This window comes from Bacillus sp. RCC_6_1 (assembly GCF_041360755.1).
Taxonomy (GTDB): domain Bacteria; phylum Bacillota; class Bacilli; order Bacillales; family Bacillaceae_G; genus Bacillus_A; species Bacillus_A cereus.
Map to the genome: position 1 here is coordinate 543,122 of NZ_JBFUPV010000002.1, position 12,087 is coordinate 555,208.

A 12,087-nucleotide genomic window follows, 5' to 3' on the forward strand; every position below is an offset into this window, starting at 1 on the left:
ATGGCAGAACAATTAGTAGAAATGAACCAACAATTGGAAAATACTAACGAAGCAATCGCTCTTTTTGGAGTCAATGATGCACATTTAAAAGTAATTGAACGAGAACTGAATGTATCGATCGTAACTAGAGGAGAAACTGTTCATGTATCTGGGGCAGTTGAAACGGTGACACTCGTAGAAAAAATCTTACAGCAATTACTTGTTGTAATTCGTAAAAGTATATCAATTTCAGAGAGAGATGTTGCGTATGCAATTCAGCTTGCACAACAAGGGAAAATTGCTCAATTTGAAGAGTTATATGAAGAAGAAATTTTCAAGACTGCAAAAGGTAAATCCATTCGTGTAAAAACAATGGGGCAAAGACGATATATTCATGCGATGAAGAAGAATGATATTGTCTTTGGGATAGGGCCTGCAGGAACTGGAAAAACATACTTAGCTGTAGTGATGGCTGTGAGGGCTTTAAAACAAGGGTATGTAAAGAAAATTATTTTAACAAGACCTGCTGTAGAAGCTGGAGAAAATTTAGGTTTTTTACCAGGGGATTTGAAAGAGAAGGTAGATCCATACTTACGCCCATTATATGATGCCTTACATGATATTCTTGGACAAGAATATACGCAGCGTATGATGGAGCGAGGAGTAATTGAAATCGCGCCGCTTGCTTATATGAGGGGGCGTACGCTTGATGATTCATTTGTTATTTTAGATGAGGCTCAAAATACAACGGGTGCTCAAATAAAAATGTTTTTAACAAGATTAGGTTTTAGTTCTAAAATGGTTATTACAGGGGACCCTTCACAAGTAGACTTGCCAAAAGGGGTAAAATCAGGGCTATCTATAGCTGCTAATATTTTATCTGGTGTATCAGGTCTGTCGTTTATTACATTAGAACAAACGGACGTTGTGAGACATCCATTGGTGCAACGTATTATTGAGGCATATGATAAAATGGAATGATCCTATTTGTCAGGATCATTTCTTTTTGTATGATAAGGTTGGCGAACGTCATATTTTTTACTATCATGAAAGATAAGGAAAATAAACTATAGGTACTAGTGTATAAAATGTTGCCTCAAAGTATCGTTTGGTAGAAGAAATGAAAGCTATAAATAGTTTCACTTTATTTCTGGAGAGGAGAAGGTATTGAAATCATGTCAAGATCTCAAGAAATTTCTAAGTGGTTTCGTAATTTACAACATTCGAAAAAACTAAGTTGGATTTCTTACGTTGTATTAGGAGCAGTGCTGTTTTTTGCGCTTATGAATAATGTAAAACCAGAGCAATTAGATGTTAATATGTATTCTATTGCGAAAAAGACAATCCATTCTCCTATAAAAATTGAAGATAAAGTTACAACGGATAAAAAGAAAAAAGAAGCCGCTACAAAAGTTGAAGATCAATATACATATAAAAGTGAGTATAAACAAAACAAAGTTGATATTGTGAATGACGTCTTTGCTAAAGTGGATGAAGTGGTGCAAGAGATTAAAGCTGTTGGACCGGATGATCAAAAAAAGATGACTGATGCTGAGAAAGTGGAGAAGTTAAAAAAGAAACTACCCGCTGACTTAACGAAAGAATTATCTGATTCAAACTTACTAAGTTTGATTAATGCAGATTCGAGCCAATTAGTATTAGCGAAAGATGCTGCGGTCACAGCGATTAATAGTATCATGACTGAGCATATTAAAATGGACGAATTGAAAGATGCGAAAGAACGATATGTAAGTGAGATGAATAGTGTTAATGTTGATAATGGTTTAAAAGAGTCAATTAAGGCGCTAGGAAGATATGCAATTTCAGCAAACTATTTTTATGACCCAATCTTAACGAAAGAGAAGAGAAAAGCAGAGGAAGATTTAGTTCCACCTGTTTATATTCTTCAAGGACAAGTTCTTGTTAGAGAAGGTGAAACAATTTCAAGTGATGTGTATAATCAGTTGAAATTAGTTGGTTTGTTAGAAAAAGGGAACGGCTTTCAACCTTATGTTGGATTAGCGGTACTCATTGGTGTGTTACTATACTTTATGCATAAACAATTTGAATTATTTTTAAAGAGAAAAAGAGAAGATAGACCGTATGTTTTAGCGTATATTACAATTTTGTCTATCACAATCGTCTTAATGAAAATCATTAGTTTGTTTCAAAAACTTGAATACGCGGGGATTGCATATGTTGTCCCAGTTGCGATGGGAACAATACTTGTAAAACTAATGATTGGTGATCGATTTGTCTTTTTAACGAGTATGATTTTTTCTGTATGCGGAAGTATTATGTTTAATGAAGGAGTAACGAGTACATTAAATTATAGTGTAGGGATTTACGTATTGTTAAGTTCATTATCGGTTAGTATTTTCTTGCGAGAAAAAAATCGTCGTACAATGATTTTACAAGCTGGTATACTCGTTTCTGTATTAAATGTAGTCGTATTGGCGGCGCTCTTATTATTACGTAATGGGAATTTTTCGCCTCTTGAAATTGGTACGCAATTATTAATGGCTTCACTTTCAGGGATTATATCATCCGTTTTGGCTATGGGGATCTTACCATATTTAGAAAGTGGACTTGGAATCGTATCAAGCATGAAGCTTATGGAACTATCAAGTCCAAATCATCCGCTTTTACGCAGAATTTTGTTAGAAGCGCCAGGGACATATCATCATAGTGTAATGGTAGCGAATCTTTCTGAGGCTGCTTGTGAAGCAGTCGGGGCAAATGGTGTATTAGCGCGTGTAGGGGCATATTATCATGATGTAGGAAAAACAGTACAACCGCAATTTTTTATTGAAAACCAAATGGGAATTGAAAACCCGCATGATAAATTAGATCCTGTAACGAGTAAAGATATTATAATTGCTCACGTAACGGATGGAGTAAGAATGCTCGAAGAATATCATATTCCACAAGAAATTATTGATATCGCTGGGCAACATCACGGTACAACGTTACTGAAATATTTTTATTATAAAGCTATTAAAGAAGATAAAGAAAAATATACAGAAGAGATGTTCCGTTATCCAGGTTCAAAAGCAACTTCGAAAGAATCGGCAATTGTTGGTATTGCTGATAGTGTAGAAGCTGCGGTACGTTCTATGAATCACCCAACGCCAGAACAAATTAATAATTTGGTGCAAAGTATTATTAAAGATCGACTACAAGACGGTCAATTTAGTGAATGTGATTTGACGTTTAAGGAACTACAAATCGTTGGAAAAACGTTGTGTGAAACGTTAAATGGTATTTTCCATTCGCGTATTACATATCCGGAACTTCCGGAAGAAAAGGAGAAAGAATGAGTTTGTTAATTGATTTTATTGATGAAACAGAAGAAGTAAAAGAAGCGTATATGAGTTTAATTCGTGAAGTGTTAGAAAAAGCAGCTCAAATGGAAAATATCGAGGATGGTGCGGAGGTATCGGTGACATTTGTAGATAATGAGCGCATTAGAGAAATTAATCGTGATTACCGAGATAAAGATCAACCTACAGATGTAATATCCTTTGCGATGGAAGAAATGGGAGAAGGAGAAATGGAGATTGTTGGTGCAGAGATGCCGCGCATGTTAGGTGATCTTATTATCTCTATTCCAAGGGCGAAAGAGCAAGCTGAAGAGTACGGACATTCTTTCGATCGTGAACTTGGATTTTTGGCGTTACATGGCTTTTTACATTTACTTGGTTATGATCACATGACAGAAGAAGATGAAAAAGAAATGTTCGGAAGACAAAAAGAAATTTTAGAAGCTTTTGGATTAGGACGATGAAAAAAGGAAAACTTATAGATAGTTTTGGATATGCTATAGCTGGTATATTCTTTTGTTTTCGTCATGAGCGAAATATGAAAATCCATTATTTAGCCGCAGTCATTGTTATATGCTGCGGCTTTTATTTCCATATTACGAGAACAGAGTGGATGATATTACTTATTGTAATAGGGAGTGTAATGAGTTTAGAAATGGTAAATACGGCTGTGGAAAAAACAGTAGATTTAGCGACTGCCGATATTCATCCATTTGCAAAAATTGCAAAGGATGTTGCGGCAGGAGCGGTTTTATTGTTTGCAATTATAGCTGTTATAATTGGTGCTATTATCTTTTTACCGTATATGGTATAGTTGCATTCCGAAGCTTTTATTAAGCTTTGGAAGTGCCGTAAGGGGCTTTAATGAGAGAGTGTACCTCTTCATAGCTGTGAACAGGAAGGATGCGGGAATATGAATAGTAAACAATTAATTCTAGAAGCAATCGAAGCGCGTAAACAAGCGTACGTACCATATTCTAAATTTCAAGTAGGTGCAGCACTATTAACGCGCGATGGAAAAGTATATCGTGGATGTAATGTTGAGAATGCATCATATGGCTTATGTAATTGTGCTGAAAGAACAGCTTTATTTAAGGCGGTTTCTGAAGGAGATAAAGAATTTGTAGCCATTGCGGTTGTAGCAGATACAAAGCGCCCAGTACCTCCTTGTGGAGCATGTCGACAAGTTATGGTAGAATTATGTAAACAGGATACGAAAGTATACTTAACAAATTTACATGGTGACGTTCAAGAGACGACAGTCGGAGAATTGTTACCAGGAGCATTTTTAGCGGAGGATTTACATGAATAGAAAAGGTTATAAATCAGGTTTTGTCTCTATTATTGGCAGACCGAATGTTGGGAAATCTACATTTTTAAATCGTATTATCGGCCAGAAAATTGCTATTATGAGTGATAAGCCACAAACGACTCGTAATAAAATTCAAGGTGTATATACAGAAAATGATGCACAAGTTATTTTCATTGATACACCAGGAATACATAAACCTAAACATAAACTAGGCGACTTCATGGTGAAGATGGCGCAAACGACATTAAAAGAAGTTGATATCGTTCTGTTTATGGTTAATGCTGTCGAAGGCTTTGGTCGTGGTGAAGAATTCATCATCGAGAAGTTAAAAGAAACGAAACAACCAGTATTTTTAGTAATTAATAAAATTGACCAACTTCATCCAGAGCAATTACTAGAGTTAATTGATCAATATCGTAAACTACATGAGTTTGCAGAGATTGTACCAATTTCTGCGTTAGACGGTAATAATGTGGACGCTTTAATTGGAACAATTAAAAAGTATTTACCAGAAGGACCACAATACTATCCAGATAATCAAGTAACGGATCATCCGGAGAGATTTATTATTGCAGAGCTTATTCGTGAGAAAGTACTACATTTAACACGTGAAGAAGTGCCGCATTCTGTGGCTGTTGTTATCGATGCGATTCAAAAGCGTGAGGGCGGGGCAGTTTATATAAATGCAACGATTGTTGTTGAACGTGCATCACAAAAAGGAATCATCATCGGAAAACAAGGGAAAATGTTAAAAGAAGTTGGTAAGCGAGCTCGTTTTGATATTGAAGCGCTACTTGGTTCTAAAGTATTTTTAGAAGTATGGGTAAAAGTGCAAAAAGATTGGCGTAATAAAATGTCTCAGCTTCGTGACCTAGGTTTCCGCGAGGATGAGTACTAAAATAGAGTCAAGCTGTAATCAGTGGATGGTTGGTTCATCCACTGATTATTGGTTTTTATGAACTTTGATAAATTAGGAAAAATTTTTCTCACATGAAAATGGACAAAATGGGTCAATTTAATAACAACAAAGGAAATTGGTTTATAGGCTACGCTTATTGAGAAAGGTGGATTCTTATGCTAGATTTTACCTGGAAGTTTTTCTCCAAAACAGGAAGCATTGAAACGTACTTGCTTTTGAAAGAAATGGAAAAAGACGTAAACGATGAGATGGATCAACATGAAGAGGAGCTAGCGCATCTAGACTCTCCAATTTCTTGACCCGTTTTGTTCAAACCTTGGATGGTGACGAACATGTTTCAAAAAGTTGAGGGCATCGTTATCCGTACGACAGATTACGGAGAAACGAACAAGATTGTTACAATATTCTCAAGAGAACTTGGTAAGGTAAGTGCAATGGCAAGAGGGGCAAAAAAACCGAAAAGCCGATTAGCATCTGTGTCGCAATTAATGACACATGGCCAGTTTCTTATTCAAATGGGATCTGGGCTTGGAACATTGCAACAAGGCGAGATTATTTCAACTATGAAAGAAATTCGCGAGGATATATTTTTAACTGCTTATGCATCATTTATTGTTGAATTAACTGATAAAGCAACAGAAGATAAAAAACATAATCCGTATTTATTTGAAATGTTATATCAAACGTTGCATTATATGTGTGAGGGTGTTGATCCAGAAGTATTATCATTAATTTATCAAACGAAAATGCTTCCGGTATTAGGGATGCGCCCGTACTTTGATACATGTGCGATTTGTCATCAAGAAACAGACTTTGTCGCCTTCTCCGTTAGGGAAGGCGGTTTTCTGTGCTCACGTCATGCAGAGCAAGACCCGTATCGTATACCGGTAGGAGAAGCTGTTCATAAATTATTACGTCTTTTCTTCCATTTCGATTTACATAGGCTCGGAAATGTATCGGTAAAGGATAGCACAAAAAAACAAATGCGTTTAGTATTGAATACATATTATGATGAATATTGCGGAATTTATTTGAAATCAAGACGTTTTTTAGAACAACTTGATAAGTTTCAAATATAATTTTGGGCCGTATACGGTCCTTTTTACATACTTTCTTTTTCGAATAGCATATTTAGTATATAATATTTAAGAGATAGTATAACTTTTTTCGTTGTGCATTAAAGGTGGTGATTATCATAGAGCTGAATAAACGGCAAGAACATATCATTCAGATTGTAAAAGATCACGGTCCTATTACAGGGGAATCAATTGCAGCGCAATTGGGTCTAACACGTGCGACGCTAAGACCAGACTTAGCAATTTTAACGATGGCTGGTTATTTAGAAGCACGTCCACGCGTAGGTTATTTTTATACGGGTAAAACTGGGGGGCAGCTATTATCTGAAGCTGTTAAGAAAATTAAAGTACAAGATTATCAATCTAGACCGGTTGTAATTGATAAAAATGTTTCCGTATACGATGCAATTTGTACGATGTTTTTAGAGGACGTTGGTACATTGTTCGTTGTAGATCAGATGACTCTATTAGTTGGTGTTGTGTCTCGTAAAGATTTATTAAGAGCGAGCTTAGGAAAGCAGGATTTAACCTCTCTTCCGGTTAATATTATCATGACAAGGATGCCAAACATTGCGATGTGTCGTAGAGAGGATTCTTTATATGATATTGCGATGGAATTAATAGAAAGACAGATTGATGCAATGCCAGTTGTAAAAGATACGAAACAAGGTTTAGAAGTGATTGGGCGAATTACAAAAACAAATATTACACGTGCGTTTGTAAATTTAGTAAATAACGAATAAGTGTAATTTGTTTAAAGTGAGGTAATGTAATGGATAATAAAATCGTATATGTCGTATCTGACTCTGTAGGAGAAACGGCTGATTTGGTTGTTCGAGCAGCAATGGGACAATTCCCGTTTGCTCCTGATATTAGACGTGTACCATATGTAGAAGATACAGGGACACTAAAAGAAGTGATTTCGATTGCTAAGAGTAATCAAGCACTTATATGTTTTACGTTAGTTAAGCCTGATATGCGCAAATATTTAGTAACAGAGGCTGCAAAAGAAGGGGTAGAGGCATACGATATTATCGGCCCTCTTATTGATCAAATAGAAGAAATTACGGGGCAAGTGCCGAGATATGAGCCAGGCGTTGTCCGTAGGTTAGATGAAGAATACTTTAAAAAGATTGAAGCGATTGAGTTTGCTGTGAAGTATGATGACGGCAGAGATGCAAGAGGTATTTTAAAAGCGGATATCGTGTTGATTGGTGTTTCGCGTACATCAAAAACACCACTTTCCCAATATTTGGCTCATAACAAACGCTTGAAAGTTGCGAATGTACCACTCGTGCCAGAAGTTGACCCACCTGAAGAACTATATCAAGTGGCAAAAGAAAAATGTTTCGGTTTGAAAATTACGCCAGATAAGTTAAATCATATTCGAAAAGAACGATTAAAATCACTTGGATTAAGTGATGGAGCAACATATGCAAATATTAATCGTATTCAAGAAGAAATTAATCATTTTGAGGAAGTAATTAGTAAAATAAATTGCCAAGTAATCGATGTATCGAATAAAGCGATTGAAGAAACAGCAAATATTATTGTGAATGCAGTGCAAAACCAAAAAATGTTTTAGCACATTTACCAAAGGTGAATGTGCTTTTTTCGCTCGTGTGAAATATGGTACCTATGGATTTTGTAATAGATTGTAGTGTAATGGTTATACTTATACTCCTTTGTCTTTTAGTATATTCAAGGTTTGAGTTTGTCATCCTGAAATGTAAGATGAAAAAATAAAGGGATATGTAGCGTAGTTGAAGAAAATATATTATAATAAAAAATTGTGATAAAAACCTATATTTTACGTTTAGACTTTAATTTTTCAGAATAAACTAGGGATAGGATTTACGAAAAAGACATGTAATTACGTTAAATCGACAAAATCTATACAAGAAAACGCACATTATGGAAGGATTCACAGAAGGGATGTAGAATACAGAAATATGCAAAGCATTGACAACATATTAGTTGGTGTAGATGTATATCCCGTGAAGGCTGAAATTGTGCAAGTTGTAGCGGAATTTCATGTCGGAATTTTGTTTGTCGCATCATATGCTCATCCTTTAAGGAAATAGCAAGGCAATTGGATCTTTGTAGATACTGAACAAAATGGAGTTGATCGTTATATGGATCAACATGAAAAAGTTACAAATCTCAAGATCAAACAGTATATGTGGCTTGCTACTCTTCTTATAAAAAGGTGTATATGTATTGTTTCTAAGAGATACATTTGTAACAGATGAGCAAATGTATACAATTTTATATAGCAAGTATGTATATGCGATTTATGCAGATAAAGGACCTATAGGAAAGGTTCAAAATCGTTTATACAATGTAATCGGCAACACTTTCTAACAAGTTTAGAAAAATATTGTCGAATTATAAAGGAATTTTTTAATTTATATCGAATACAAAATACGACACGGAGATGGAGTTATGGGGAACAGAATTCCCGAAGAAGTTGTTGAACAGATTCGGACATCATCCGATATTGTAGAAGTCATTGGTGAATACGTTCAACTTAGAAAACAGGGGCGTAACTATTTCGGCCTTTGTCCATTTCATGGTGAGAATTCTCCTTCATTCTCTGTTTCATCTGATAAGCAAATTTTTCATTGCTTCGGATGTGGAGAAGGTGGAAATGTATTTTCCTTTCTAATGAAAATGGAAGGACTGGCTTTTACCGAGGCTGTTCAAAAGCTAGGCGAAAGAAATGGAATTGCGGTTGCAGAGTATACATCAGGGCAAGGACAACAAGAAGACATATCTGATGACACTGTCATCATGCAACAAGCTCATGAATTATTGAAAAAGTATTATCATCATTTATTAGTAAATACGGAAGAGGGAAATGAAGCACTTTCATATTTATTAAACCGTGGTATTACGAAAGAGATGATTGAGAAGTTTGAAATTGGTTATGCATCACCTGCCTGGGATGCAGCGACGAAAATTTTACAAAAAAGAGGTTTATCGCTGTCTAGTATGGAACAAGCTGGCCTTCTAATAAGAAGTGAGAAGGATGGTAGTCATTATGATCGCTTCCGTGGAAGAGTTATGTTCCCGATTTATACGTTACAAGGTAAGGTGATAGCGTTTAGTGGAAGGGCGTTAGGAGATGACACTCCGAAATATTTAAATAGCCCTGAAACACCGATTTTTCACAAAAGTAAATTGTTGTATAACTTCCACCAAGCAAGACCGTTTATTAGAAAACGTGGGCAAGTGGTTCTTTTTGAAGGATATGCCGATGTACTAGCTGCGGTAAAAAGTGGTGTGGAAGAAGCTGTTGCGACAATGGGAACAGCTTTAACTGAAGAACAAGCAAAACTTCTGCGACGTAACGTTGAAACTGTTGTTCTTTGCTATGATGGTGATAAAGCAGGGCGAGAAGCGACGATGAAAGCAGGGCAATTATTGCTAAAAGTTGGTTGCCAAGTGAAAGTCACATCCTTGCCAGATAAGCTTGATCCTGATGAATATGTGCAACAATATGGGACTACTGCTTTTGAAAATCTTGTGAAATCAAGTGTGAGTTTTGTTGGTTTTAAAATAAATTATTTGCGTTTAGGGAAAAATTTGCAAGATGAGTCTGGCAAAGAAGAATATGTGAAGAGTGTTTTAAAAGAGTTATCGTTGTTACAAGATGCGATGCAGGCAGAGTCATATTTGAAGTCATTATCGCAAGAATTTTCGTATTCAATGGAAACACTTTTGAACCAATTGCACCAATATCGCAAAGAACAAAAGGTACAGCAAAAACAAATAAAGCAGGTTGCTAAACCGTCTCAAGTCGTTCAAACAAAACCGAAGTTAACAGGTTTTGAAAGAGCGGAAAGAGAAATTATTTACCATATGTTGCAAAGTGCAGAAGTAGCTGTTCGTATGGAATCCCATATAGAAGATTTTCATACAGAAGAACATAAAGGGATTTTATATGAACTATACGCATATTATGAAAAGGGAAATGAACCTTCAGTCGGAACATTTTTAAGTTGGCTCTCTGATGAAAAGTTGAAAAATATTATCACTGATATTTCGACGGATGAATTTATTAATCCAGAATACACAGAAGAAGTGTTGCAAGGCCATTTGGAGACGCTTAGACGGCATCAGGAAAAACTTGAAAAGATGGAAATTATCTTTAAAGTGAAACAAATGGAAAAAACAGATCCTGTAGAGGCTGCTAAATATTATGTAGCATATTTACAAAATCAAAAAGCGAGAAAATAGCTTTTTTGATAAAGTTTTAGTATAATGAATGTTTGTATCTCGCGTAAGGAGGGGAACAGATGGCTGACAAACCAGCTCGTTCTAAACAAATTGAAACTGAAATGACCCTTGAGCAAGTGAAAGAACAACTCACTGAGCTCGGAAAAAAACGTGGCGTTCTTACATATGAAGAGATTGCAGAACGCATGAATGGATTTGAAATTGAATCCGATCAAATGGATGAATACTATGAATATTTAGGTGAACAAGGCATTGATTTAGTTGGTGATAATGACAACGAAGAAGGCCCTAATAATCGCCAAATTACAAAAACAGAAGAAGAGTTTGACCTCAATGATTTAAGTGTACCACCTGGGGTTAAAATCAACGATCCTGTTCGTATGTATTTAAAAGAAATTGGTCGTGTAGACTTACTATCTGCAGAAGAAGAAATTCGACTTGCAACGCGTATTGAAGAAGGCGATGAAGAAGCGAAACGTCGTCTTGCAGAAGCAAACTTACGTCTTGTAGTAAGTATTGCAAAGCGCTATGTAGGCCGTGGTATGCTTTTCTTAGACTTAATTCAAGAAGGTAATATGGGTCTAATTAAAGCTGTTGAAAAGTTCGATTATCGTAAAGGTTTCAAATTTAGTACGTATGCAACTTGGTGGATTCGCCAAGCTATTACACGTGCCATTGCAGACCAAGCGCGAACAATTCGTATTCCAGTTCATATGGTTGAAACGATTAATAAGTTAATTCGTGTACAACGTCAATTATTACAAGATTTAGGTCGCGAACCATCTCCTGAAGAGATTGGTGAGGAAATGGATCTTGCTCCAGAAAAAGTACGTGAAATCTTAAAAATTGCACAGGAGCCAGTTTCTCTTGAAACACCAATTGGTGAAGAAGATGACTCCCATTTAGGTGACTTTATTGAAGACCAAGAAGCAACATCGCCTGCGGACCATGCAGCCTATGAATTGCTAAAAGAACAATTAGAAGATGTGTTAGATACACTAACAGATCGTGAAGAAAATGTTCTACGTCTTCGTTTCGGTTTAGATGATGGACGAACTCGTACGCTTGAAGAAGTTGGGAAAGTATTCGGCGTAACGAGAGAGCGTATTCGTCAAATTGAAGCAAAAGCACTTCGCAAATTAAGACATCCAAGCCGTAGTAAGCGTCTTAAGGATTTCTTAGAATAGGTTATTTTTTAAGTTTACTTCACTTTTGTGAAGTAAACTTTTTTATTTT

Annotated in this window: 14 protein-coding genes; all 14 read left to right on the top strand. The window is 35.9% G+C overall.

All coding sequences use genetic code 11. The features are described 5' to 3' along the window. The 14 genes from AB6801_RS08895 (at position 1) to rpoD (ending at position 12,038) form a co-directional block, all read left to right on the top strand. Positions 1 to 960: a PhoH family protein gene (locus AB6801_RS08895; RefSeq protein WP_000840520.1), complete on the top strand. Its 960-nt coding sequence runs from the start codon at positions 1 to 3 to the stop codon at positions 958 to 960. A gap of 194 nt (positions 961 to 1,154) precedes the next feature. Beyond that, positions 1,155 to 3,299, top strand: a complete 2,145-nt coding sequence (locus tag AB6801_RS08900; RefSeq protein ID WP_000091514.1) for an HD family phosphohydrolase — start codon at positions 1,155 to 1,157, stop codon at positions 3,297 to 3,299. After that, the gene (gene ybeY / locus AB6801_RS08905; RefSeq protein WP_000054679.1) at positions 3,296 to 3,766 is read left to right on the top strand and encodes an rRNA maturation RNase YbeY; all 471 of its coding nucleotides are present in this window, start codon (positions 3,296 to 3,298) and stop codon (positions 3,764 to 3,766) included. Before AB6801_RS08900 ends, ybeY begins: the two co-directional genes overlap by 4 nt. Further along, entirely contained in the window at positions 3,763 to 4,116 is a 354-nt protein-coding gene (locus AB6801_RS08910) for a diacylglycerol kinase family protein (RefSeq protein ID WP_000715469.1), read from the top strand. Before ybeY ends, AB6801_RS08910 begins: the two co-directional genes overlap by 4 nt. 99 nt (positions 4,117 to 4,215) lie before the next feature. Continuing rightward, a complete protein-coding gene (locus tag AB6801_RS08915) occupies positions 4,216 to 4,614 on the top strand; it encodes a cytidine deaminase (RefSeq protein WP_001086282.1) in 399 nt (132 codons plus the stop codon). Beyond that, the gene (gene era, locus AB6801_RS08920; RefSeq protein ID WP_001080229.1) at positions 4,607 to 5,512 is read left to right on the top strand and encodes a GTPase Era; all 906 of its coding nucleotides are present in this window, start codon (positions 4,607 to 4,609) and stop codon (positions 5,510 to 5,512) included. Before AB6801_RS08915 ends, era begins: the two co-directional genes overlap by 8 nt. 176 nt (positions 5,513 to 5,688) lie before the next feature. Then, the gene (locus AB6801_RS08925; RefSeq protein ID WP_000883924.1) at positions 5,689 to 5,832 is read left to right on the top strand and encodes a YqzL family protein; all 144 of its coding nucleotides are present in this window, start codon (positions 5,689 to 5,691) and stop codon (positions 5,830 to 5,832) included. Between the two features lie 33 nt (positions 5,833 to 5,865). Beyond that, positions 5,866 to 6,612 (top strand): DNA repair protein RecO, encoded by a 747-nt coding sequence (gene recO, locus AB6801_RS08930; protein WP_000487013.1) that lies wholly within the window; start codon positions 5,866 to 5,868, stop codon positions 6,610 to 6,612. Between the two features lie 107 nt (positions 6,613 to 6,719). Next, positions 6,720 to 7,352 (top strand): transcriptional regulator CcpN, encoded by a 633-nt coding sequence (gene ccpN, locus AB6801_RS08935; RefSeq protein WP_000583756.1) that lies wholly within the window; start codon positions 6,720 to 6,722, stop codon positions 7,350 to 7,352. 29 nt (positions 7,353 to 7,381) lie between these two features. After that, positions 7,382 to 8,194: a pyruvate, water dikinase regulatory protein gene (locus tag AB6801_RS08940; RefSeq protein WP_000368937.1), complete on the top strand. Its 813-nt coding sequence runs from the start codon at positions 7,382 to 7,384 to the stop codon at positions 8,192 to 8,194. Positions 8,195 to 8,561: 367 nt separating this feature from the next. Continuing rightward, entirely contained in the window at positions 8,562 to 8,693 is a 132-nt protein-coding gene (locus AB6801_RS08945) for a hypothetical protein (protein WP_088045466.1), read from the top strand. Between the two features lie 136 nt (positions 8,694 to 8,829). Then, on the top strand, positions 8,830 to 8,973 hold the full coding sequence (locus AB6801_RS08950) for a hypothetical protein (protein WP_000479733.1): 144 nt from the start codon (positions 8,830 to 8,832) through the stop codon (positions 8,971 to 8,973). Positions 8,974 to 9,054: 81 nt separating this feature from the next. Continuing rightward, on the top strand, positions 9,055 to 10,851 hold the full coding sequence (gene dnaG / locus AB6801_RS08955; RefSeq protein WP_000528221.1) for a DNA primase: 1,797 nt from the start codon (positions 9,055 to 9,057) through the stop codon (positions 10,849 to 10,851). A gap of 59 nt (positions 10,852 to 10,910) precedes the next feature. Continuing rightward, entirely contained in the window at positions 10,911 to 12,038 is a 1,128-nt protein-coding gene (gene rpoD, locus AB6801_RS08960) for an RNA polymerase sigma factor RpoD (RefSeq protein WP_000764066.1), read from the top strand. The last annotated feature ends 49 nt before the right edge of the window (positions 12,039 to 12,087 follow it).

Bases quoted from the DNA above. Each gene is read 5' to 3' on its own strand.
- AB6801_RS08915 (WP_001086282.1), top strand. From the start codon at position 4,216: ATGAATAGTAAACAATTAATTCTAGAAGCAATCGAAGCGCGTAAACAA.
- AB6801_RS08900 (WP_000091514.1), top strand. From the start codon at position 1,155: ATGTCAAGATCTCAAGAAATTTCTAAGTGGTTTCGTAATTTACAACAT.
- recO (WP_000487013.1), top strand. From the start codon at position 5,866: ATGTTTCAAAAAGTTGAGGGCATCGTTATCCGTACGACAGATTACGGA.
- AB6801_RS08925 (WP_000883924.1), top strand. From the start codon at position 5,689: ATGCTAGATTTTACCTGGAAGTTTTTCTCCAAAACAGGAAGCATTGAA.
- AB6801_RS08910 (WP_000715469.1), top strand. From the start codon at position 3,763: ATGAAAAAAGGAAAACTTATAGATAGTTTTGGATATGCTATAGCTGGT.
- AB6801_RS08940 (WP_000368937.1), top strand. From the start codon at position 7,382: ATGGATAATAAAATCGTATATGTCGTATCTGACTCTGTAGGAGAAACG.
- dnaG (WP_000528221.1), top strand. From the start codon at position 9,055: ATGGGGAACAGAATTCCCGAAGAAGTTGTTGAACAGATTCGGACATCA.
- AB6801_RS08945 (WP_088045466.1), top strand. From the start codon at position 8,562: ATGCAAAGCATTGACAACATATTAGTTGGTGTAGATGTATATCCCGTG.
- rpoD (WP_000764066.1), top strand. From the start codon at position 10,911: ATGGCTGACAAACCAGCTCGTTCTAAACAAATTGAAACTGAAATGACC.
- AB6801_RS08895 (WP_000840520.1), top strand. From the start codon at position 1: ATGGCAGAACAATTAGTAGAAATGAACCAACAATTGGAAAATACTAAC.
- era (WP_001080229.1), top strand. From the start codon at position 4,607: ATGAATAGAAAAGGTTATAAATCAGGTTTTGTCTCTATTATTGGCAGA.
- ybeY (WP_000054679.1), top strand. From the start codon at position 3,296: ATGAGTTTGTTAATTGATTTTATTGATGAAACAGAAGAAGTAAAAGAA.